Annotated in this window: 15 protein-coding genes; 5 read left to right on the top strand and 10 right to left on the bottom strand. The window is 72.5% G+C overall.

The genetic code is table 11. The features are described from left to right. Positions 1-2: 2 nt before the first annotated feature. Positions 3-725, top strand: coding sequence for a GAP family protein (locus OHL10_RS17850; RefSeq protein WP_265523598.1), 723 nt, complete (start codon positions 3-5; stop codon positions 723-725). A gap of 27 nt (positions 726-752) precedes the next feature. On the opposite strand, the gene OHL10_RS17845 is transcribed toward OHL10_RS17850, so the two are convergent. The 4 genes from OHL10_RS17845 to OHL10_RS17830 form a co-directional block, all read right to left on the bottom strand. Next, entirely contained in the window at positions 753-2,504 is a 1,752-nt protein-coding gene (locus tag OHL10_RS17845) for a SulP family inorganic anion transporter (RefSeq protein WP_265523597.1), read from the bottom strand. A gap of 43 nt (positions 2,505-2,547) precedes the next feature. After that, a complete protein-coding gene (locus OHL10_RS17840) occupies positions 2,548-10,362 on the bottom strand; it encodes a DUF5979 domain-containing protein (RefSeq protein ID WP_265523596.1) in 7,815 nt (2,604 codons plus the stop codon). Positions 10,363-10,578: 216 nt separating this feature from the next. Next, complete coding sequence (locus OHL10_RS17835) at positions 10,579-12,471, bottom strand: alkyl/aryl-sulfatase (RefSeq protein ID WP_265523595.1); 1,893 nt, start codon at positions 12,469-12,471, stop codon at positions 10,579-10,581. Positions 12,472-12,531: 60 nt separating this feature from the next. Next, a complete protein-coding gene (locus tag OHL10_RS17830; RefSeq protein WP_265523594.1) occupies positions 12,532-13,584 on the bottom strand; it encodes a TIGR00341 family protein in 1,053 nt (350 codons plus the stop codon). 149 nt (positions 13,585-13,733) lie between these two features. Between OHL10_RS17830 and OHL10_RS17825 the strand changes: the two genes are divergently transcribed. Then, positions 13,734-15,212, top strand: a complete 1,479-nt coding sequence (locus tag OHL10_RS17825; RefSeq protein WP_265523593.1) for a glycosyltransferase family 2 protein — start codon at positions 13,734-13,736, stop codon at positions 15,210-15,212. 13 nt (positions 15,213-15,225) lie between these two features. On the opposite strand, the gene OHL10_RS17820 is transcribed toward OHL10_RS17825, so the two are convergent. The 4 genes from OHL10_RS17820 to OHL10_RS17805 form a co-directional block, all read right to left on the bottom strand. After that, positions 15,226-16,398: an ice-binding family protein gene (locus OHL10_RS17820; RefSeq protein WP_265523592.1), complete on the bottom strand. Its 1,173-nt coding sequence runs from the start codon at positions 16,396-16,398 to the stop codon at positions 15,226-15,228. Positions 16,399-16,788: 390 nt separating this feature from the next. After that, positions 16,789-17,793 (bottom strand): LacI family DNA-binding transcriptional regulator, encoded by a 1,005-nt coding sequence (locus OHL10_RS17815; RefSeq protein WP_265523591.1) that lies wholly within the window; start codon positions 17,791-17,793, stop codon positions 16,789-16,791. A 31-nt stretch (positions 17,794-17,824) separates the two neighbouring features. Then, a complete protein-coding gene (locus tag OHL10_RS17810; RefSeq protein WP_265523590.1) occupies positions 17,825-18,436 on the bottom strand; it encodes a hypothetical protein in 612 nt (203 codons plus the stop codon). Beyond that, a complete protein-coding gene (locus OHL10_RS17805) occupies positions 18,433-18,975 on the bottom strand; it encodes a helix-turn-helix domain-containing protein (protein WP_265523589.1) in 543 nt (180 codons plus the stop codon). The genes OHL10_RS17810 and OHL10_RS17805 overlap by 4 nt, the downstream gene beginning before the upstream one ends. 74 nt (positions 18,976-19,049) lie before the next feature. Here OHL10_RS17805 and OHL10_RS17800 point away from each other — a divergent pair, with 74 nt between their 5' ends. Continuing rightward, positions 19,050-20,225 carry a benzoate/H(+) symporter BenE family transporter gene (locus OHL10_RS17800; protein WP_425499034.1) on the top strand — a complete coding sequence of 392 codons (1,176 nt, stop codon included), beginning with the start codon at positions 19,050-19,052 and terminating at the stop codon, positions 20,223-20,225. On the opposite strand, the gene OHL10_RS17795 is transcribed toward OHL10_RS17800, so the two are convergent. Further along, on the bottom strand, positions 20,210-20,725 hold the full coding sequence (locus tag OHL10_RS17795) for a DUF6630 family protein (protein ID WP_265523588.1): 516 nt from the start codon (positions 20,723-20,725) through the stop codon (positions 20,210-20,212). The genes OHL10_RS17800 and OHL10_RS17795 overlap by 16 nt on opposite strands. 150 nt (positions 20,726-20,875) lie before the next feature. On the opposite strand from OHL10_RS17795, the gene OHL10_RS17790 reads away from it, so the two are divergent. Further along, positions 20,876-21,700 carry a metal-dependent hydrolase gene (locus OHL10_RS17790; RefSeq protein WP_265523587.1) on the top strand — a complete coding sequence of 275 codons (825 nt, stop codon included), beginning with the start codon at positions 20,876-20,878 and terminating at the stop codon, positions 21,698-21,700. Positions 21,701-21,781: 81 nt separating this feature from the next. Further along, the gene (locus OHL10_RS17785; protein WP_265523586.1) at positions 21,782-22,177 is read left to right on the top strand and encodes a hypothetical protein; all 396 of its coding nucleotides are present in this window, start codon (positions 21,782-21,784) and stop codon (positions 22,175-22,177) included. Positions 22,178-22,214: 37 nt separating this feature from the next. Here OHL10_RS17785 and OHL10_RS17780 read toward each other — a convergent pair whose 3' ends face one another. Continuing rightward, positions 22,215-22,850 (bottom strand): GNAT family N-acetyltransferase, encoded by a 636-nt coding sequence (locus tag OHL10_RS17780; protein ID WP_265523585.1) that lies wholly within the window; start codon positions 22,848-22,850, stop codon positions 22,215-22,217. Positions 22,851-22,864: the final 14 nt, after the last annotated feature.

Genomic DNA, 22,864 nt, shown 5'->3' with positions numbered 1-22,864 from the left:
CCGTGGGCGCGCTGGTCCTCGAGCTGCTGCCGCTCGGGCTCGGCATCGTCATGAGCCCGCTCGCGATCATGGCTCTCGTCGCCGTGCTCCTCTCGCAGCGTGCGCGGACGAACGGCGTCCTCTTCCTCGTCGGCTGGGTGGTCGGCCTCGCCCTGGTCCTCGCGCTGAGCTTCGTCCTGCTCGACGCGCTCGAGGTCCACGAGAGGCGCACGCCACCGCTGTGGGTGCCGGTCATCCGGCTTCTCCTCGGTGCAGGGCTCCTCTACGCGACGGTCTTCGTCTACCGACGCGGGTCGAGCCGCAAGCAGCAGATGGCCGCAGCCGGGAGCCCGCGCGAGGTCGCGGCCGCCGCCCCCCAGCTGCCCGGCTGGCTGCAGGCGGTCGATACCTTCACCCCGGGACGCTCCTTCCTGCTCGGGCTCGGGATCTTCGCCCTCAACCCTGTCGACGTCTCGTTCGCGTTCCTCGCCGCCCTCGAGATCCGGCTCGCCGAGGTGCCCACGACGGCGGCCGTCGGGTCGCTCGTCGTCTTCGGGCTCGCCGGCACCCTCCCCATCGCCGTCCCAGTCTGCTGGCGCCTCGCCGCAGGGCCGCGCGCCGAGCCGTCGCTCGACCACGTCCGGCGCTGGATCGCCGCACACACCAGCGTTCTCAACGCTGCGCTGCTGCTCTTCATCGCCGTGCTGCAGATCCAGAAGGGCGTCTCGGCGCTCGTCGGGACCTGACGCGTCCTCAGCCCGACCGCGATCTCATCAGCGGCGACGCCACGTCGAGCGCAGCCGCGCCCACAGCCTCGTGACGAGCCCGTCCTGAACCTCGACAGGGCTCTCGACGGTCTCGACCCCACGCACGAGCCATGCCTCGGCATGACGCAGAGCGTCAGCCGTGGACTCCCCCAGCACCGGCCGAGCAGGGAAGACCGTGATGCGCTCGTGCCTCTGCAGGTCGATCACCCGGTCGAACGTCTCCACGAGCGCGGGTTCGACGCCGCTGACGTACAGCCGGCCACCGTGCTCGCCCAGCCGGTCGGCGTAGCGGGCGAGCACGGTGAAGGCCGTCGCGCCGAGGCTCGCACGGCCCCGCATGCGGAGCACCACAACAGCGTCCTGCGCCCGTGCAGGCTCCGGCAACGCCGCCTCCAGCGCACGCGCACCTGCGTAGAAGAGGCTCCCGTAGACATCGAGCACGGTGACGGAGCGGGCTTCGAGCCGGTGGGGCGAGCGTTCCTCGCGATAGCGGCCTCCCTCGAGCGGCACGAGGCGCACGATCCGCAGGTCCTGCGACTCCCGGTTCGCCTGCAGCAGGATCGAGAGCGCGGCACCGATCCCGACCGCGGCGGCGACCGGCAGGAGGAGCGTGGCGAGGAAGGTCGTCGCCATGGCGACCTGTGACTGCCCCCCGGTGTGCCAGGCCGTGGCCATGGCAGAGACCCGGATCGACGCGACCGACGCGACGACGAGCACCGCGGCGAGAGTCGCCGACGGGACCGCCCCGACGGGGCCGGAGAGTGCAACGAGCACCACGAGCACCCACACGCCCGACATGATCCCGGCCCACCGGTCCCGCGCCCCTGCGGAGACACTCACAGCGGTCTGGCCGACCGAGCCCCCCACGGGGATGCCGCGGAAGACGCCGACCGCCATGTTGGCGACACCCTGGGCGACGAAGTTCCGGTCGGGGTTCGCACGGCGCCCGCCGGGGTTCGGCACGGACTCGGCGACCCCGGCGCCCTGCACGAGCACGATCGCCGCGACCGCGAACGCGCCCAGCGCGACCTCGACGGAGAACGACCCGAGGTCCGGGAGGACGGGTGCCGGCAGCCCGCTCGGAATGGCACCCGCGTCTGCCACGAGCCGCACGGACGCCGCCTGCGTGAGCCATACCCCGAGGGACGCCGCGACGAGCGCGACGACCGCGGCGAACGCCGCGAGCCGGGTCCGGGCGAGCAGCACCAGCAGGAGCACGGAACCGGCGCCGACGAGGAGTGTCGGCAGGTCCCACGTCCCCGGCGCACGCAGCACCTCGTACGCCTGGACGACGGCGAGCGAGCCCGGCGGCTCCGTGCCCGTGAGGTCGTCGAGCTGTCCGAGGAGGATGTTGACCGACACCCCGGTGAGGAACCCCGTCATGACCGAGTGCGACACGAATCCCGTGAGCCGGCCCAGGCCCAGAAGCCCGGCGCCCAGCATCACGACGCCCGCGAGCGTCGTCAGGAGGAAGAGTGCGGAGAGCCGCTCGTCAGGGGCGACACCACTGAGCGCAGAGCCGGCAGCAAGTGCCGCCGCGCTGGTGGTCGTCACGACCATCAGCCGTGAGTCGACCGTCAGACCACCGGCGATGCGGCCGATGGCCGTCGCGTAGAGGCCGTGGATCGGGTTGACGCCGACGAGGGTGGCTGCCGCCATACCGTCGGGGACGCCACCGACGGCGCCCGGCACACCGGCGCCCGTCGAGCGCCAGAACGTCCCCGTCGCGGGACGTGTCTCGGCCCACCACGTCCGCACCGCACGTACTGGACGGATGCTCACGACGTGCGCGCGCCGGCGGTCAGTCGACACCTCCGAGCGCGCCCGCGCCCGGCACCGGACGACGGGTGACCACGAGCAGGGTTCCGGTGCCGACGAGGAGGACGACGAGGACGGTCAGCGCGCCGAGCCGCGCGCCCGTGACGGGCAGGCTGCCGCCACCCCCGCTCGCCCCCTCGCTCGTGAAGGAGTTGACCACGCGCACGTCGGTCCGTGAGCCGTCGCCCGTCGGCACCGTGAACGTTTCCGACTCCGCCGCCGCGTCACCGGGGTCGACGGTCACGTCGGTGCCCGCGACCTCGATCCGCACCTCGTCCGCGGCGCCCGTGCCGGTCTCCGTGACGGTGCACGTCGCACCCTGGGGTACCTGCTCGTACACCGCGGTCCAGTCGCCGTCCGCGGAGAGCGTGCGTTCCGCGCCGCCGGGAACCACCACGTCGCGCGCCTCCCCGTCGACGTCCCACGTGCACGTCAGCGAGACGACGAACTCGTCCTCGCGGTGCTCGGACGCGCCGGACCCGGACAGCGACTTGGCCACGACGACCTGGCCGACGTCGAACACGTTCGTCACCGTGACCTGTTCCGGGTCCGCTCCGACGGTCGCCGCGCCGGGTTCTCCGCCCTCCACGGTCGCCGACACCGTCGTCGACGACGCACCACCCGCGGCGGTCTCCGTCACAACGCACTCCGCACCGATCGGCAGGCCGTCGTAGTCGACCGTCTCGTCGCCCACGATCGCTCGCTGCGCGCCGCCCGGGACGTCGATCGGCTCGCCCTCGAAGGTACAGGCGAGGTTCACGGCGAACGGCCCCGCGCCGAACGCGTCGGCGCCGTCGCCGGCGACGAGCTTGGTCACCTCGATCGCCCCGGTGTCGAACGTGTTCGTCACGACGGCCGTCACGGGCTCGAGGGCGCTCGCCGTGCCGGTGATGACGACGGGGTCCGGTGTGTACTCCACCGATGTCGCCCCACCGGTCTCCGTCTCCGTGAGGGTGCACGTGTCGCCGTCCTGCAGCCCGAAGTACAGCGCCGGGAAGCCCGGGCCGAAGCGGCGGTCCGGTCCGCCCGGGATGAGGTCGACCGGTGCGCCCTGCGACGTCGTGCACTCGAGCGTCACCGCGTAGGGGAACTCGTCGAACGGCACCGCCGCCAGGTACTCCTCCAGCTCTTCCAGGAGCTCCGCGAGCGTCGTCGGATCGATCGGGCCGTCGGGGACGTCCGGCAAGGGCGGGAGGTCCGGCATCGGCGGAGCGAACTGCGCCGCGTCGCCGTCCACGACCTTGGTCACGACCAGCGGGGCGGTGAGGAACGTGTTCGTCACCGCGACGGTCACCGCGGTCGGCGAGCCGCCGTCCACGGGCGGGACCGTGACCTCGACCACCGTCCCGTCCGTCGGCTCACCACCGTCGACGCTCATGGTCGTCGACGACGCACCGAAGGTCTCCGTCTCGGTGACGGTGCACTCCGCCCCGACGGGCAGACCGTCGTACACGACCGGCTCCCCGGGCACGAGCTCGCGCACGTCACCGCCGGGGATCGTGAGGTCGACGTCCTCGTAGGTGCACGCGAGCGTGACCTCGAACGGGCCGGGGCCGTAGAGCGCACCGAGCCCGTCGAGCTCCTTGTCCACCTGGACCGAGCCGACGTCGAACGTGTTGGTGATGACCACCTCGGCGGTCTCGCCGGATCCGACCGTCACCGAGTCCGGCACGACGACGGCGCCCGTCGCCCCCGCGTCGTCCACCTCCTCGATGCCGCACACAGCGCCTGCGGGCAGGTTGGCGATCTGCGCGTCGAGCGGCCCGGCAGCACCGAGCACGATCTCGCCGTCGTAGACCGTGCGCGGCTCACCCGGTCCGTCGCCGTCGTCGTCGTAGGTGCAGACCACGGAGATCCTGAACGGTCCTGTGCCGTAGGCGTCCGCGCCTTCGCCGTCGACCACCTTGGTGAGGTCGATCGCGCCGACGTCGTAGGTGTTGGTCAACGTGACGTCGTTCGTCGACTGACCGAGGACGTCCCCGACGAGCGTGAGGTCCGCCACGGGGCCGTCCGTCACGACCGGCTCGGTCACGGGCTGCTCGACGGTGATCGTCACCGACGACGCGTTGCCGGTACCGGTCTCAGTGACCGTGCACTGCGACCCCACGGGCAGGCCGATCAGCTCGACGGTCTCGCCGTCCTCGAGGGTCACGACCATCGGGTCGTCCGGGCCGTACCCCTCGGCGTACACCGGCGACCCGAGGAAGGTGCAGTCCACGGTGGCCTCGAACGGCCCGAACGGGACCGGCGCGCCGTCCTGGTCGACCGCGTCCGTGACGACCTCCTTCGACAGCTCGATGCTCGACAGGTCGTAGCGGTTCACCGCGACGATCGTCGTCGGGTCGGCAGGGTCCTCGCTGTCGATCGTCACCGTGCCGACGATCAGCTCGGTCTCACCGTTCGTGCCGTCCTCGGTGATGGTGCACTCCGCGCCGTAGGGCAGGTCGGGCACAACGGTCGGTGCCCCCGGGACGACCGTGATGGGGATCGGGTCCATGACCGTCTCCACCCACGTCCCGGGCGCCGAGGTGCACTGCACGAACAGCTCGAAGGACTCGGGTGCGTACTCGCTCCCCTCGCCGATCGCCATCTTGATCACCGACAGCGGGCCGCTCGCCGTCGCGACACCCACCTTGGTGCCCTCGGCCGACAGCAGGGGGAACTCTCCCTGGTTCGTGACCGTCACGCCGGACGCGGCCGCCGAGTTGTACGCGATCGCCCGGTCGCCGGCCACCGGCACGAGCGGCGGCGTCGTCGTCGTCCCTTCCAGGGCGATGAACTGTCCGGGCGCGAAGAGGTTGCCGTCGGCCATCTCGACGACGGCCTTGATCGCGGTGATCTGCGCGTAGGTCTCGTCGCTCGTGTCCGCCGTCAGCTCGACCCAGCCGGTGGTCGGGTCGTCCGTCGGGCAGACGGGTTCGTTGAGCGGTTGGTTCAGGTCGTCCATGCAGTAGTCGTCGACGGTCGTGTAGGAGAACGTCGTCGTGCTGCCCAGAGGTGCGTTGACGAGCTGAGGCGGAGGATCGTTGCTGAGAATCGGGGTGAACTGCGAGTTGCGTGGCGAGTCGGTGGACGACCCCGTGTCACCGGGTGTCGGCAGTCGGTCGTAGATCACGACCTTGTCGAGCGGCAGGTTGCCCACGTTGTCCACGCGGATGCGCCAGGTCTCGTCGTGCCCCGGCGGGACGACCGGGGTGCACGGGTAGGCGTAGAAGCCGGCCGCGTTCGGTACGCACCCGCCGGGCACGTCCGGAGCCACCGGGTCCGGGTCCACGAAGACGTCCAGCTCGTCGTCGTCCGTCGCCTTGACGAGCTTGGACTGCGCGAGCACCGCGGAGGGGATCGTCTGCACGTCGGCGTCGGCCTCGCACGCACCGGTCTCGTCGTTCAGGCGGGTGACGCACCCGTCCCACGGCCGGTCCCCGGTCACCCCCGCCGTGTTCTCGACGACGGTGCCTGCGGCCAGGGTGACGCGGAACTGGACCTGGACGGTGATCGTGTACGTCTGCCCGACCTCGAGGACGGTCCCTTCGGGGAACGTGAACGTCAGCCCGGCGAGGTCGCCGTCCGCGTCGACCGTGACCTGGTCCGGGTCCGTGGGCAGGGGTGTCCCGTTGGCGGGGACGGGTGCGTCGCCGGCCAGCACGTAGGAGTACGGGTCGTCGACGCCGTCCGCGAGGCGCAGCTGCGGCCCGTCCGCGTCGGCTGGCATCGGGTCGTCGACGATCACCGGGTCGACGATCGGGCGGTCACCGGTGTTGGTCACGGCGATGTTCATCGGCACGACCGCGTCCGGGGGTTCGGTGCCGCCCGTGACGTCACCGTTGAAGTCCTTGACGATCTCGACGGCGTTGGTGGCGTGCTGGTAGAGGATCGACGCGTCGGTCTCGTCCGTCGCCGAGACCGGGACCACGTCCCCGGTGCCGGGGTCCACGACGAGGTCGGCACCGGTGACGACCCCCTGGACGTCGTTGCTCGCGACGCCCGGGCCGTCCTCCCCCGGCGCGGCCGGGTTGGCCTCGAGGTCGGGCAGGACTGGACCGCCCGTGCGCAGCTCGTCACGCCGCAGGATCTGGATCGGCACCGCCTGCGTCGGGGTCGCCGGGTTCTCCCACACCGACCCGTCCGTTCGGGTGAACGTGAAACGCAGCCCTTGCACCCCGGCCGGGTCCACGCCGTCGGGCAGCGCGAACGTGCTGGCGGGCGTCCCGGTGACCCAGGCGCCACCGGTGACGGTGACGCCGTCCGCGTCACCCGTGAAGGTGCCTCCGGTGAAGGCGTCGACCTGCACCTGCTGGATCGGTGTCACGAGCGTGGCACTCGGGTCGAAGCCCACGAGGTCGTACTGGTTCCAGAACTGCGGCTCGTCGTCGGTGAGGACCATCTCGACCGCGCGTGACGGGCCGAGCGGCTGGCCCGTGAGCGTCATCACGACGGGCGCGTCGTCGACACCGCCCTGCCCGTTGTTCGGCTCGACCACCGTGTCCGGGCTGAACGACTTGCCGACCTCGAGCCCGATGGCCGCGTCCTGCAGCTCCATGGTGGCGTCGTCGTTCGCGAGGCGCACGTCGTCGTCGGTCCCACCGGGATCGGCGATCGTAGCGGCGGCGCCGTTGGGGACCGGGTTGTCGTCGGCCACCGTGACGGGCTCGCCCGTGTACCTGTCGAGCTCGCGCAGCTGCAGCGTGAGGTCCATCGACCCCGTGGCCCCCGGCTCGACGAGCCCGTCGTAGACGACCTCGACGCCGACGACGTCGACCAGCTCCGCGGCAGTGAGCGCCTCGGCCTCGGCCTCGGTGAGGGCAGGGGTCGAGATCGTGCCGCCGGCGTAGTACAGGGTGACGGCGCTCGTCTCGGCGCCGGTCGGTGGGTCGATCTGGACGGAGCGCAGCGTGAACGCGTCGAACGGCGTCGTGCCGTCCGCGGTCTGCACGGTCCCGGAGCCCGGGTCCGTCGGGTCGGCCAGGCGGAGCTGGTCGACCTTCGCAGCAGAGGCGTTCGTCCCGGCGACGGTCACCGTCGTGGTGGGGTAGAACTCGAGCGGCGTGCCCGGGGGCGGGACCGAGATCGGGCCGCCGGTCCAGTCCTTGGCGACGGTGACGTTCAGCGGCTGGTCGATGATGAGGACGTCGTCGTCGTCGACGTCCGTGTACTCGTCGCCGTCGAAGGTCGCCGTGCCGCGGGCAGTGTCGTTCACCAGGCCCGGGTCGTCGGTGTTGTAGAGCGTGCCCTGCGTCGAGCCGAGCACCGGCGAGCCGTCGCTGCGCTTGTCGTCCCGCACCTCGAACGTGAGGTCCAGGTGGCGCCCGTCTGCCTGCGTGGACCGGGCGACGCCGTCACCGGGCTGAGGTGCGAGGGGGTCGGTGACGGCGCGGTCCGGGTTCTCGGTGTAGGTCAGACGCACCGACGTCGCCGCCGCCTGCTCGTCCGCGGTGAGCGTGTAGCCGGGGAACGACCCGGCGCACGGGCAGGGGTCACCGGACGCGTCGATCCACGCACCGTCGACGAAAAGCTCGACGCTCTCGACCTGGTCGTACTGGATGAGCGGGTCGACCGAGGAGTCGATGGCCTCGACCCGCACCAGGTCGAACGCGTCGTAGAAGGAGTCGGCGATCGGCGTGCTCTCCGGGTCGGCGATGTCCGAGATCACCATCGGGTCGACGCCGGAGAAGCCGTTGGTGGACCATGTGATCTGGGCGGTGACCTGGTCGTCGGAGCGTGCCAGCACGCTGACGGGCTGGTCCCCGAGGAACGTCTTGTCGACGAAGTCCAGATCACCCGTGCCGTCGACGGGGAACGGGTCGACCGTGGCGCACCCCTCGGCCGGGGGCGTCGGGTCGACGGTGCCGGACGACGCGCTCGACGCGCCGCAGTTCTCGATCGGGTCGTCCCGGTCGGCGGGCCCGGTGTAGTCGGCGGTGACGTTGGGCTGGAACTGCGTGCCCGGCGGGAACCCGTCGCCGGTCGAGTCGTAGACGAACTGGACGCCCTCGGCGCCGTCGGGCAGGTCGCAGCTCGCGGTCGTCGGCCCGGTGAACGGCCCGCAGGCGGGCGCCTCGACCCATGCCGTGCCGTCCCAATAGTTGACGGTCAGGGTGGAGCCCGCAGGGACGTCCGTGGTCCGCACGGACGTGGCGGTGAAGTTCTCCCAGAACTCACCCGGGTCGGACGGGTCGGTCGGGTCGGAGATGACGACCTGGTCCGCGTTCGTCGTCGAACCGTCCGGTCCGAACGGCAGGAGCTGGGTCGGGAGCTGCACGATGACGCTCTGCCCCGGTACCGCGGGGATCTGCGACGGCGCGATGAGCTTGTCGGTCTCCGTCGCGAGCCGGTCGTTCAGGGTCACGAGGTCGGCGGCGGCGGTGCCGGACGCGTTCGGCACCTCGGCGGTGATCTCGTTGGGGTGGGTGACGTCGTCGGGCACCTGGTCGGGGTCCGTGTCCGCCGTGAAGGGGATCGAGGCAGCGCCACCGCTGACGATGTCGCCCGTGAACTCGACCGAGAACCCGGTCAGCTCGCAGTCCGGGGGCGGGTTGGGCAGCGTCCCCGTCGTCGTGGTGCTGTCGCTCGGCGTGGCGCCGTCGGCGCACGTGAAGGTGACCGTGGCCTCGGTGGCGTCCGCCGGCCACGTCACGCCTGTCCCGTCCCCCTCGGGGCCGAACCCGGTGAAGGTGATCGGGTCCTCACCCTCGAACGGGCTGGGCGTCCCGGGTGACGGCTCGGTGATCGTCAGCGAGTCGACCGGCGTACCGGTGTTCGTCGCGCCGATCGTCACGGTGGTCGGGGCGCCGGCGCTCACCGTGGCGGGGTCGAAGCTCTTGGACGCGGTGACGCTGTTGTTCGGCGGCGTGATGACGTACGTGTCGCTCGCCGTCGTCGGGTCGGACTGGTCGTCGCCGTGCGTCACGAACGACGACGTGTCGTTGGTGACGGTGGTGCTGTCGGTGAGGTCGGTGACGGCGTCGCTCTGCTGGACCTCGACCGGGATCGTCGCGGTGGCGCCGGGCTGGATGTCACCGCTGAACGTGTACCGCACGCCCTGCACGGTGGTGGGGTCGACCGTGTCGTCGAGCGGTTCCCACGAGTCCCCGTCCCAGTACTCCTCCGTGACCTCGGTCGCGTTGGGTGGGAGCGTGATGTCGCCGGTCCCCGTGTACTCGAGAAGGGTGAACGGGTTCGGGTCGGCGGTCGGGTCGACCGGGTCCTGGATCACGAGCGTGTCGACGGGGTCGTTCGAGGTGTTCGTCGCGCCGATCGTCATCGTCGCCGGCGTACCGGGTGCGGCGAGCGCCCCGTCCGGCTCGATGCTCTTGGTCGTCACGGAGTCGAGCAGGAGCGGGACCACCGGAACGATGTCGTCGGAGGCGGACTGCTCGACCGCGTTGTCCGAGACGACCGTCGCCGTGTTCGTGATCGGCACGCCGTCCTGGCTGAACGGGAGGTCCGGGTCCACCCGCGCGGTGACGAGGATCTGGACCTGGCCACCGTTGGGGACGCTGTCCGCGGTGTAGGTCACCGTGTCGGTCTCGGTGTCCGCGACGATCGCCCCGCCGGTGGCGCCGCCCTGGTTCTGGATCGAGGCGCTGACGAGCTCCATCCCGTCCGGCAGCGGGTCGGTGAGCGTCGTGGGCACGCACGGGTCCGCGTTGGGGTCGGAGCAGGAGACGGAGACGATCCACTGGACGTCGTCACCCGGCCCGTACGGGCCCGTGCTGATCTCGGTCTTCTGGATGCCCCAGGAGGCCGCGGCGGCCGGCAGCGCCGGGCCGAGCGCGAGCGGCAGCGCGAGGAGTGTCACCCCGAGCGCAGCCCATCCCCGACGTACCCGGTCCGCGCGGCGCGCTAGCGCGCCGCGCGGTGCCGAACCCCTGGACGTACGACGAACCATGATCACGGTGTCCTCCGCTCACGCGCCCCCGACGCCGCACGGTTCGTGCGCTCCGTCGCGCACGACATTGCCACAGGGACCTCGCGGCGTCCTGTCGAAACTGCGCGCGCCCGTCCCACGGCCGGCTCAGGGGGTGACGATCGCGAAGTTCGCGTCCCCCGGGTCGAGCACGGCCACGAGGCGACCGAGGACCGAGGCGTCGCCGCTGACCTCGATCCCGGCTCCGGCCAGGCCGTCCGCTGTGAGCGCGCCGGTGACGAGCGCGGGCAGTGCGCGTCTCGTCGTCGTGAGCGTGACGTCGGCGTCCCCCTTCTGCGCCGCCGCGCTGTAGGTGAGCACGCCGTTGGCCAGACGGAGCCGGTAGCGCTCGTCCGCGTCGGTCAGCACGACGTCGATCGACAGCTTCTCGTCCCACGCCCTCGGGCCGTCGACCTGGATGGCGATGGCGTCGAAGAGCATCGACGGGGTCAGCTGGCCGACGACGTCCGGGGCGTTGGTCTCGGTCGGCGTGCCGAACTGTCCGTCCCGCAGCTCGACGGCGCCCGAGAGGTAGAAGTCGCGCCACGTGCCGTTCTCCGAGCCGTAGCCGAGCTGCTCGTACGTGTCCGCGAGCAGCGCGCGCGCCGCCGCGTGGTCCGGCTCGGCGAAGACGACGTGGTTGACGAGCTCGGCCACCCACCGGTAGTCCCCCGCCTCGAACGCCGTCCGCGCCTTCTCGACGACGGCGTCGGCGCCGCCTCCGAGGTCGACGTAGCGCTTCGCCCGCTCGACCGGTGGGTGCTCCCAGAGGTGCGCGGGGTTGCCGTCGAACCACCCGAGGTAGCGCTGGTAGATCGCCTTGACGTTGTGGCTCACCGAGCCGTAGTAGCCGCGCGCGTGCCAGGCGTTCTCCAACGCCGGCGGGAGCGTGATCTCCTCGGCGATCTCCGGCCCGTTGAGACCCTTGTTGAGCAGGCGCAGGGTCTGGTCGTGCAGGTAGGCGTACAGGTCGCGCTGGAGCGACAGGAAGGTCACGACCCGCTCCCTGCCCCACGTGGGCCAGTGGTGAGAGGCGAACACGACCTCGACCTCTCCGCCCCACAGGTCGACGGTCTCGGTGAGGTACTTCGCCCACGCGTGCGGGTCGCGCACGACCGCGCCGCGCAGCGTCAGCAGGTTGTGCAGGTTGTGCGTCGCGTCCTCGGCGGCGCACAGCGCCTTGTGGTCGGGCAGGTAGATGAGCATCTCCGACGGCGCCTCGGTCCCCGGTGCCATCTGGAACACCATGCGGACGCCGTCGACCACCTCCTCGTGCCCCGTCGTCGTGACGAGGTCCGTGGGTGCGATGAGCGAGACGGTCCCGATCGACACGGTCTGGCCGAGGCCTGCTCCCACACCGCCCTGCGGACCGCGTGCCAGCGCGGCACCGTACATGTAGCCCGCCCGGCGGCTCATCGCGGTGCCCGCGTACACGTTCTCGGACACCGCGTGCTCGATGAAGCCCTCCGGCGCGAAGACCCGCACCGCACCGGAGTCCACCTCCTCCTGGCTCACGAAACCCTTCACCCCGCCGAAGTGGTCGACGTGCGAGTGGGTGTACACCACAGCCTTGACGGGGCGGTCACCCCGGTGTTCGCGGTAGAGCGCGAGCGCGGCAGCACCGGTCTCGGCGGACAGCAGCGTGTCGATGACGACGACGCCCTCGTCCCCCTCGATGAAGGACGTGTTCGACAGGTCCATGCCGCGCACCTGGTAGATGCCGGGCACCACCTCGAACAGCCCCTGGACGGCGTTGAGCTTCGACTGCCGCCAGAGGCTCGGGTTCACCGTGTCGGGCGCGTCGCCCGTCAGGAAGTCGTAGGTGTCGTTGTCCCACAGGACGGTGCCGTCCTCGGAGGTCACCGCGTTCGGTGACCGGCTGGCGATCAAGCCTCGCGTCGCGTCCTCGAAGTCTTGGGCGTCGGAGAAGGGCAGCGACCCCAGGAGGGCCTGGTGCTGCCTGACGATCGCTGCAGATGCGGGAGCCGGTGGTGTCGTCATGACGGGAGCATGCCAGCGCCGGAACGCGTGCGCATCCGGAACGATGGCCCGCAGGGGCCCTCACCCCCGCGCGGGATCCACCCGTTCTCCCACCGTGTGCACGAGGATGACGTCTGGCTCCCAGGGGACGAGCTCGTCGACCCGGTCCTGGAGCGTTCCGACGTCGGGAACCGCCCCGGGGCTGCGGACCTCCACCACGACGTCGTGACCGTGCCAGCGGACGTCGTCGACCGTGGCGTTCTCGCCCGTGCCCGCCCAGTCCAGCGCGGCCGCACGGACCTGGCTCAACCAGAGGTCCGCGAGGCCTGCCTGCACGGAGTTGAGCACCATCGGCGCCGCCACCAGGAGCACCACGGCGAGGGCGACGACCGGCCGCGAGCGCCGACGTCGACCTCCGGCCGGGTCGCCGCCCCGCGAGCGCTCCTCGCGGGCGTAGCCGACACCCGAGAACACCACGACGGCCGCGATGACGAGCGCGACGGCGTTCGACACGAACAGCAGGAGAGCACCGGCCGCGAGGGAGGGCTCGCCCTCGCCCAGGCAGACACCGACGACACCGAGGGGCGGCACGAGGGAGATCGCGATGGCGATCCCGGGCAGCACGTCCCCGAGGTCGCGCCGCGCGAGCGCGATGGCACCCGCGAACCCGGTCGCGAAGGCCGCGACGAGGTCACCGACCCCCGGTGAGGTGCGGCCGGTGATCTGGGAGTTCGTCACGACGCCCGATACCGACGGCAGCACGAGCGTCGCGAGCAGTCCGAGGAGGACGACGACGGCGACCCCGCTGACGACGTAGAGCAGTGAGCGTGCCGCGGGTGCCCGTTCGCCCAGGACGATGCCCAGCCCGATGCCCAGGATCGGGGTCGCCAGCGGCGCGATGATCATGGCGCCGATGACGGTGGCCGTCGAGTCCGTCACCACACCGGAGACCGCGATGATGCCCGAGAGCACGAGCATCACCCAGAACGCCGATCGCTTCGCCCCCAGGTCGCCGGTGTCGAGGTCGAGGCGATCCACGATCTCCGGCAGGGTGCGCCGCTGGTTCGCCGGGACGAGCACGGAGAGTGCGCGTCCCGCACGGGCACGGACGGGACGTGCGCCTCCGCTGCTCATGCCGCCATTCTGCGACCACGTCCTCCCGTGCGCGACCTGCGGCATCTCCTGAGCGAATCTTGGGACTCTCCTGCCTCCGAGGTGCGCGGACGCCGAGGTACTCGTCACAGGATTCATCTCGTTGAATCCTGGACTACCTGAGGAACACGATGACCGCCCTGCTCTCCGAGTCCCCCGCCACGTCGATCACCGACCCGTTCACCGAGACCCCGCTCCCGGCCTTCGGGGTCGAGCTGGACCGCTACGAGTTCACCCCTGCCGAGATCGTCGTCGCCGACCGGACGCGACGGGCGACCATCGGCGCGGTCGTCCCCGCCTACAACGAGGCGGCGACGATCAAGTCCGTGCTCAAGGGGCTCCTGCGCCAGACGCGCCTGCCCGACGTCGTGCACGTCGTGGTCAACAACACGAGCGACAAGACCTTCGCCAAGGCGTCCAAGCTGGCCGGGGAGCACACGGTCGTGCGCAAGGGCGTCGAGCAGACCACCCGCGTCTACGTGCACGACCTCGGCACGCTCGCCGACAAGAAGGTCGGCGCGCTGAACTACGGCTACCGGCTCGTGCAGGGCGCCGACTACCTGCTGGGTGTCGACGGCGACACCGTCCTGGCGAAGGACGCCGTCGAGCGCCTCGAGGAGGAGATGTCCTCGGACCCTCGCATCGGTGGGATCTCCGCGATCTACACGGTCGACGCCACCGACGCCGGCCCGGGCCTCCCCCGGTTCCTGCTCACCGGGCAGCGCGCCCAGTTCGCCGCCTTCAACATGCAGAACCTGCTGCGCGGGCGCAACATGGCCGTCCTCGGCGGGCAGGCGTCGCTGTTCCGGATGGCGGCGCTCGAGGCCGTCATGGCGGCCCACCACCAGCGCAACCCGTGGGTGAGCGACTCCGAGGTCGAGGACTCGCTGCTGAGCCTGCAGATCAAGTCGCTCGGCTTCTCCACGAAGATCAGCGCGACCGCCCGCGCGACCGTCGGCGGCATGACGACGCTCCGCGCCCTCGACGGCCAGCAGGTGAAGTGGAACTACGGGGCGATCGACCTCATGTGGCCCGGGCAGCGGGGTGACACCCAGGGGCAGCCGTTCCACCCGAACCTCCGCCTGCGCTGGATGGAGAACATGGGCATGCTCGTCAACGCCGCGACGCGCCTGCTCTTCGGCATGCTCCTGCTCGGCGCCCTGAGCATCCAGGCGTTCGAGTTCTCCCCCGTGTGGCTCCTGCCACCGCTCGTCGCGATCGCGCTCAACGTGCGCACCGCTCTGTCGATCAAGGGCCGCACGTGGCGCGACGTGCTGTTCGCCGCGACCCTCGTGCCCGCCGAGCTGTACATGTGGATCCGCATCGGCCACTTCGTGCGCGCCTGGTCCAAGTTCCTCTCCCACTCACGCACGGACAACTGGGCCGCCCAGGCCAAGGCCGAGCGCGGAGCGGGCTGGGCCTACCTCAGCCCGCTCCTCGTCGGTGTCGTGGTGCTCGCTGCCGTCGCCTGGATCTGGACCACCCTGCCGCTGGTGGCGCAGTCGACCGTCCTCGCGATCGGCTGGCCCGTCCTGGGCATCATCACGGTGGTCCAGACGCTCTTGATGCTGAGGCGCCTCGTGCGGCGCCAGCACGGCTACCAGGCCTGAGGACCGGACCGGGTCAGGACTGACGACGTCGGGCGAGGAGCACCCCGGTGCCGCCGACGGCGAGGCTTCCCGCAGCCATGGCGACCAGCGCGGCGCTCGAGGTGCCGGACCGCGCGAGCGCGCTCGGGTTCTGCGTGCCCGTGCCGCCCTGACCGCTCCAGCTCCGCCCGCCGTCGCTCCCCGGTCCGGACGATCCGTCCGGTCCGTCGCCGCCGGAGCCGGACGGCCCGGGACCGTCACCCGACGGCGTGCCGTCGGCGTTCGAGGTCCCGTCGCCCGCGCCGGGCGTCCCCCCGGACGGTGTGGGCGACGAGCCCGTGTCCGTGGGGTTCGTCGTCTCCGACGGTGTGTCCGTCGGCGGCGACGTGTCGGTGGGCGTGTCGGTGGGCGGCTCGGTCTCGGTGGGCGTCTCGGTCGGGATGCTGTTGTCGCACTCCCCCGACGTGAAGGTGTTGTTGTCGAGCGTCACCGCACCGTTGCGGGCGAGCGCTCGTCCGACGACGTCGGTCCCGGACGTGACGCTGATCGAGGTCAGCGCCATGATCGTGCCGGTGAAGTCGGAGTCGGTGCCGAGCGTCGCGGACGACCCGACCTGCCAGAAGACGTTGCAGGCCTGGGCTCCGTTGAGGAGCACGATGTCGCTGGCCGACGCGGTGATGAGCGTCGAGGCGACCTGGAAGATGAAGGTCGACGTCGGGTCGTCCTCCGCGTCGAGCGTCAGGGTCCCGCTGACGGCGATCGGGCCCGACGAGGTGTAGACCCCGCCCGTGAGCGTCTGTCCCACGAGGTCTCCGGCGATGTCGACGTCGGTCGCGCGCCCCGCGGCGTCGTCGTAGGCCACGACGAGGTCCGACTGTGCCTGGAGCGCGGAGGCGTCGCCCGCGTGGGTGGCGCCGCCGACCGTGCCGGGCGGGAAGCCCGTGATGGCGTCGCCCGGGTGGACGCCGAGGTCACCGCCGAGCACGCTGGGCCCGGTGTTCGTGACGGCCTGCCCGCCGAGCACCGAGTAGGTCGCGGCCGTCCCCAGACCGACCGGCGGCCCGCCGGCCGCGGACGCCGACTGCGACGTGAGCACCGCCCCGACGAGCAGGCCGGTCGCGAGGAACCCGGTGAGGGTTCCGGTCGCGACCATCGAGGAGAGCCGGCCGCTGGGCCTTCTACCGGTCGTGGAGTGTGCAGGGGTCATGGGTGTCGCCGTCCTGTGCAAGAGGTGGAGGCGCGTGCGCGCCGGGTGCGTCGTTCCGCCGATGCCGAGCGAGAGTGCTCGGAGAGGTCCGCCGGGATGTGCCGGACACCGGCACCACGGCGTGGTGGGAGGTCTGCTCGCGAGCGAGCGTCGCGGAGCGGTGGGGCTCAGAAGCCCTTCGCGTGCGGGTGACGTGGCAGACGTTGCCTGTCGGGACCAGCAGGTGCGACCGACGTGCGTTCGGTGGCCATCGAGGCCTCCCCCTGTGTGACCGCGTCCTCGTACCTCAGTCGGGGTACGTTCGTCGCGTCTGGCCCGAGACTACGGGAGTCTCACGACCCCGCCACTGGGGGCGACGGCGGGGCCGGCGTGACCGGACCGGCGGCGGGGTCAGACGCCGCCCGTGGTGCTCGCCCGGACGACGAGCTCCGGGGTGAAGACCACCTGCTCGACGTCGCGCGCGGGGTCGGCGATCTCGCGGAGCAGCAGCGCGGCGGCCGCGGCGCCGATCTCGCGGCTGGGCTGCCGGACGGTCGTCAGCGGGACGGCGGAGACCGCCGCGAAGGGGATGTCGTCGTAGCCGACGACGGCGATGTCGCGGGGGACGTCGAGACCTCCGCGCTGGAGCGCCCGCACGAGGCCGATGGCGTGCAGGTCGTTGCCCGCGAAGACCGCGTCGGGCCGTTCGGCCGGCGCCATGGCGACCACGGACCGGCCGACCTCCTCGCCCACGCCGATGTCGAGGTCCACCGACTCGACGACGTCGAGGCGCACGCCGCCGGCGGCGTCGACGACCTCGCGGCACCCCTCGAGACGTTGGCGCACCTGCCGCACACCGGCGGACCCGCTCGCGAACAGCAACCGACGGCGGCCGCTCTCGACCAGGTGCCGGGTCGCGAGCCGACCGCCCTCGCGGTGGTCGAGCGACACCGTGGACAGCCCGTTCTCCGGGTCCTCGTGGTCGACGAGCACGACGGGGGCGCCGCGGGACCGACGCTTGCGGAGCGGGCCGAGGTCGTCGTCGAACGGCGTGACGATGACACCGTCGAACCGGAACTGCTCGAACATGTCGAGGAACTTCGTCTGCTGCGCGGGTGACTCGTGGGTGCTCCCGACGACGACGGCCAGGTCGGCGTCCTCGGCGGCGAGCTCGACCGCGGTCACCATCTCCCCGAAGAACGGGTTCGCGGCGTTGATGACGGACAGCCCGATGATGCCGCTGCGGCGTCGGCGCAGCTGGCGGGCGGGAAGGTTCGGCACGAACCCGAGGTGCTCGACGGCGTCGCGCACCTTGACCGCGGTCGCCGGCGAGAGGCGGTCAGGCCAGTTGAGGAAGTTCGACACGGTCGCGACCGACACCCCGGCGCGCTGCGCGACGTCGTGGATGGTCACCATGTCGCGAGCGCGTCCGTCATGACTCCGGAGCCTACTCGGGGCCGGAGGGCCCCCGCCACGCCCCTCGGGTGGCGAGGTCGAGACCAGCGGCCCATCCGGGGGCTCGTCCACCGCCCGGCGGGACGAGATCGGCGGGGAGACCGGCACGCACGAGGAGCCAGGAGACCAGCGAGTTGGAGTTCCATATCTCACCCGTGGGCGGCACCGTCCGGCCCCAGGTCAGGACCGGGACCTGCTCGACGGCGGCCAGCAGCCGTGCCGCCGTGGCCTCGTCCCGGCTGACCACGACCGGCCCGCCGACGGCCCACCGACGGTCGGGGATGACACCGTCGCGCCAGCACCGGACCTCGTAGCGGAAGAAGCGCGACCGGCCGAGGGCACGGAGACCGACCGGCCCGCTGGCGACGACCTGCCGGTCGCTCGCGGGAACACCCCACGCCGGCGCCATCTCGACGACGTACCGGCCGTCGTGCAGGACCACCTCGAGCGCCGCGTGGAGCAGCGGCGCCCGAGGCCGGTGCTCGCGGCGCGCGCTGAGCAGCTCCCACCACCGGCTCGTGTGCTTGACGACGTGCCCGCCGGCGCCCACGGGCAGCCAGAGCAGGAGCACCGCGCACGCAGCGGGGTCGTGCGCGCTCGTCATCGTGGGCTGCCCGCACCGGGCGCCGGGGACCGGATGACGAGCACGGCGTCCGCGGGCGAGCCGCCGAGCGCGTCGTAGCCGTGCGGCCCGTCGCTCACCCACGTCGTGTGCCCGCCGACCTCCACGTCGACCTCCTGCCCGGTCCGGCCCGCACGGACGGCACCGCGGGTGACGAGCAGGTGTTCGACGACTCCTGGACCGTGCCCGGGCGAGCGGCGGTGCGCGCCCGCGTCAAGGTGGAGCGCGTAGACCTCGGTCGTCCCGTCGTGGTGCCGGGTGTCGAGGAGCCGGGCGCTGACGCCGTCGGAGGCGACCTCGGCACCGACCCGCTCGGCGAGGAGCGCCGAGAGCGGCACCTGGAGCGCTCCGGCCACGGCGTAGAGGGTCGCGAGCGTCGGGTTGCGTGCGCCGTGCTCGAGCTCGGAGAGCGATCCCTTGCCGATGCCGGCCGCGGCCGCGAGCGCCGAGAGCGAGATCGCGCGCTCGGCGCGCAGGCTGCGGATGCGCTCGCCGACGAGCTCCGTGGTGCGGTCGTCCATCGTCGAAGCCTAGCGTTCCGTTCGTGGAACGACCGGTGCTACCGTTCCACGAACAGAACACCGTGAGGAGCGCCATGATGTCCGACCGCCTCCAGCCCGTGCTCGCCGGCCTCGTGACCGCGCTGGTCGGGTTCACCAGCTCGTTCGCCGTGGTCCTCGCCGGCCTGGTCGCGGTCGGGGCGACCCCCGCGCAGGCCGCGTCCGGCCTGCTCGCGCTCTGCGTCACGCAGGGGGTCGGCATGCTCTGGCTGACCTGGCGCCATCGCACACCCCTCACCCTCGCCTGGTCCACCCCCGGCGCCGCGCTGCTCGTCAGCACGGGCGCCGTCGCCGGCGGCTGGCCCGCGGCCGTCGGCGCGTTCGCCGTCGTGGGCGGCCTCGTCCTGCTCACCGCGCTGTGGCCCGGGCTCGGGCGGCTGGTCGCGGCGATCCCCGTCCCGATCGCCCAGGCCATGCTGGCCGGGGTCCTGCTCACCCTGTGCCTCGCGCCGCTGCGCGGCCTCGCCGACGTCCCGCTCCTCGTCGCACCGGTCGTCGTGACCTGGCTCGCGCTCCTGCGGTTCGCACCACGCTGGGCCGCACCGGCCGCGCTCGCCGTGACCCTCGCCGTCGTCGGGGTCGTCGCCGTGCGCGGCGGGACGCTCGCCTGGGCGGACGCGGCACCCGCGATCACGCTCACCGCCCCGACCCTCACCTGGCAGGCCGTGGTCGGGCTCGCCGTCCCGCTGTACGTCGTGACGATGGCCTCCCAGAACGTCCCCGGCGTCGCGGTGATGGCGTCGTTCGGGTACCGCGTCCCCTGGCGCGAGACCATGACGGTGACCGGGCTCGGGACGCTCGCCGGCGCGACGGCGGGCGGCCACGCCGTCAACCTCGCCGCGATCAGCGCCGCCCTCTCTGCGGGACCCGAGGCCCACCCCGACGCCCGACGCCGCTGGGTCGCCGCCCGGACGGCCGGCTGGGCCTACCTGCTGCTCGCGCTCGCGTCGGCGGGCCTGGCCGCACTGGTGGCCGCGGCGCCGGCGGGGGTCGTCGAGAGCGCCGCGGGCCTGGCGCTCGTCGGTACGTTCGGGGCCGCCCTCGCGGCCGCGGTCTCCGAGGTGCAGGGGCGGACCGCCGCGGTCGTCACGTTCCTCGTCGCCGCGGGCGGTGTCACCCTCGGCGGGATCGGGGCGGCCTTCTGGGCGCTCGTCGCCGGGCTCGTCGTGCACACGGTGCTGCACCGCCGGGCCGGTCAGCGCACGGGGTGAGCCGCACCGCCCAGCTCGAGGGCGAGCGCGACGACCTCGTCCACCGCACGGGCGGGGACGACGACGAGCGGGTAGGCGTCCGAGTCCTCCTCGAGCAGGACGAGCGCCAGACCCGCGGCGGAGAGCAGCAGGTCGGCGTGGGCGAGGGAGCCGAACAGGTCCGTACCGTCGTCGAGCAGCGGGTCGAGACCGACGCCGGCACGCACCACCCGGGGCGCCGCCCCGAGCGCGGCGACGAGCTCCGCCCCGGCGTCCGCGGCGTCGAGGTAGACGAGGGCGCCCGCGTCGTCGAGCCCGTCCAGGAGCGCCGACCACACGTCGACCGGCACCCCGTCGTCCGCGTCCTCCGCGGCGCCCGACGGGAGCGCCGCCGCCCGCTCGGTCGCGTAGCGCGCGGGGTCGGTGAGCGCGAGCCGCACGGCAGGCCAGAGCTCGGGGTCGTCGTCGAGCAGCCCGCAGAGCCGTTCCCAGAGCCGTTCCCGGTCGCTCGTGCCCGTCACGTGGTCCTCCCTGCCTCAGGGGTGCCAGGCTACGGGTCGCAGCCCTGTCCGGCGAGGTGCTTGGCACACTATTCCTGAATGTCTCCTCCGACCGGTACTGTCAGGGCGTTCAGGACAGACCTCGCACAACCGACAGGAGCTCGACCGACCATGATGGGTGGCCACCATGCCGCGTGCGGCGCCGCAGCCTGGGTCGCGGTGACCTCGACCGCGCCCTACACCCTCGGGCTCTACCCCGTGTCCGACGTCGGGGTGGTCACCGGCGCGATCGTCTGCGCCGGCGCGGCGCTGCTCCCCGACGCCGACCACCACAACGGGACGATCGCGCACTCGCTCCCCCCGGTCTCGGAGGCCGTGGCCGACGTCGTCGAGAAGATCTCCGGCGGGCACCGCAAGGGCACCCACTCGATCCTCGGCGTCGCGGTCTTCACCGCTCTCGCCTGGGCCGCGGGCCTCGTCACGCACGAGTCCGAGACGTTCGGCACCGTCGCCGTCGGGGCGGGCGTCGTGGCGATCCTGCTCGTGGCGTTCGCGCTCAAGGCGCTCAAGCTCACCCGCGGCGGCAAGCTCGGCCCCTGGATCGCGTCGGTCACCATCGCCGCCATCATCGCGCTGCTCGCGCCCGAGGAGTGGAACTGGCTGCCCGTCGCCGTCGCCCTCGGCACGAGCGTGCACATCCTCGGCGACGTCGTGACCACGGGCGGCTGCCCGCTGCTGTGGCCCATCCGGTTCCGCTCCCCGCGCCGCGTGCGCCGCACCCCGATCCTCAAGGACGTGTGGCGACCCGGCGGCAACATGGCGCTGCCGATCCTCGGGAACGCCGGGTCCCGGCGCGAGTGGATCCTTATGACGCCCGTGAGCATCTACGCCGTCGGGGGTGTGCTGTGGGCCCTGCTCACCCAGATGGGCCTCGACACCACCGGGACGTACGAGCTCGTGCTCGGCCGGATCACGGGCACCACCGCGGCCGGCTGAGACGGGGCGCCGCCCGGCTCCTGGCCCTGCGCCGAACCCGCCGGGGCCCTAGCGTGGGGAGCACCGACCGGGGCGGAGACCATGAACGACTACGACCACGACGACGTCCAGACGTTCCTCACCGACTACGGGGCCGCGCTCTCGGCGGGCGACCTCGACACGATCTCCGACTGCTACGCCTACCCGGCGCTGGTCGTCGACGACGCCCGGTCCCTGCTCGTCCCCGACCCCGAGTCCGTCCGGGACGCCTTCCGGTCGGCCACCCGGGGCTACCGGGACCGTGGCCTGGTCGCCGCCGTCGCGCAGATCACCCGGCTCGAGACCACCGGCGCGGCCCTGCTGTGGGTCGACGTGCGGTGGAGCTACCGGGACGAGTACGCCCGGGAGGCGGCCGCAGAGAGCTACCGCTACCTCCTGCGGCGAGGCCGGGACAGGTTCGAGATCTGCGTCGTGGCCCCGACGGACGCGGGCACCTGAGGCGGCGAGCACCCGCCGCTCTCTCGCCCACCCTGCGTCAGTCCCGCAGGTCGCGGCGCACGACCCAGCGGGGCGCGCCGCCGCTGACGGAGCTCGTGGGTGCCACCTTGGCGAACCCGGCGGCCTCGAAGAGCCGGACGGTGCCGGGAAACGCTGCCGCCGAGCCCAGGCGTCCCTCGACCGGCTCGACCGGGTAGCCCTCGATCGCGGGCGCACCGGCGGACCGTGCGTGCTCGACGGCGGCCTCCAGGAGCGCGGTCGCCACACCTCTGCGGCGGTAGCGCGCGAGGACGACGAAGCACACGACGCTCCACACGGGCAGGTCGTCGACGGCCGGGATCGTGCGGGAGGAGCGTAGCCGGCGCATCGAGTCGCGCGGGCCCAGCCCGCACCAGCCGGCGACCTCGCCCTCGCCCTCTCCGTCGCCCCTGACGTAGGCCAGCAGCCCGGGCGCCGGGGACCGGGCCGTGAGCTCGCGGACGTACGCCCCGCGGTCGTCGTCCAGGCGCCGGCGGTCGGCGGGCGACGGCTCGCGGTACGCCAGGCACCAGCACGCCCGCGGGTTGCCCGTCGGGGACAGCACGGCCGCGACGTCGTCGAACCGGTCCGCGGTCGCGGGCCGGACCTCGCAGCGCAGCGGCGTCCGCTGACCGGGAGCCGTCGGGTCGACCATGGGCACGACCCTAC

This window comes from Oerskovia flava (genome assembly GCF_026163685.1).
In the GTDB taxonomy this organism is placed as follows: domain Bacteria; phylum Actinomycetota; class Actinomycetes; order Actinomycetales; family Cellulomonadaceae; genus Oerskovia_A; species Oerskovia_A flava.
This window is presented reverse-complemented; position numbering and strand designations above follow the sequence as displayed.

Excerpts from the sequence above, each read along its gene's own strand:
- OHL10_RS17835 (WP_265523595.1), bottom strand. The coding sequence starts at position 12,471 with ATGACGACACCACCGGCTCCCGCATCTGCAGCGATCGTCAGGCAGCAC.
- OHL10_RS17830 (WP_265523594.1), bottom strand. The coding sequence starts at position 13,584 with ATGAGCAGCGGAGGCGCACGTCCCGTCCGTGCCCGTGCGGGACGCGCA.
- OHL10_RS17825 (WP_265523593.1), top strand. The coding sequence starts at position 13,734 with ATGACCGCCCTGCTCTCCGAGTCCCCCGCCACGTCGATCACCGACCCG.
- OHL10_RS17820 (WP_265523592.1), bottom strand. The coding sequence starts at position 16,398 with ATGACCCCTGCACACTCCACGACCGGTAGAAGGCCCAGCGGCCGGCTC.
- OHL10_RS17815 (WP_265523591.1), bottom strand. The coding sequence starts at position 17,793 with ATGGTGACCATCCACGACGTCGCGCAGCGCGCCGGGGTGTCGGTCGCG.
- OHL10_RS17810 (WP_265523590.1), bottom strand. The coding sequence starts at position 18,436 with ATGACGAGCGCGCACGACCCCGCTGCGTGCGCGGTGCTCCTGCTCTGG.
- OHL10_RS17805 (WP_265523589.1), bottom strand. The coding sequence starts at position 18,975 with ATGGACGACCGCACCACGGAGCTCGTCGGCGAGCGCATCCGCAGCCTG.
- OHL10_RS17800 (WP_425499034.1), top strand. The coding sequence starts at position 19,050 with ATGATGTCCGACCGCCTCCAGCCCGTGCTCGCCGGCCTCGTGACCGCG.
- OHL10_RS17790 (WP_265523587.1), top strand. The coding sequence starts at position 20,876 with ATGATGGGTGGCCACCATGCCGCGTGCGGCGCCGCAGCCTGGGTCGCG.
- OHL10_RS17785 (WP_265523586.1), top strand. The coding sequence starts at position 21,782 with ATGAACGACTACGACCACGACGACGTCCAGACGTTCCTCACCGACTAC.
- OHL10_RS17780 (WP_265523585.1), bottom strand. The coding sequence starts at position 22,850 with ATGGTCGACCCGACGGCTCCCGGTCAGCGGACGCCGCTGCGCTGCGAG.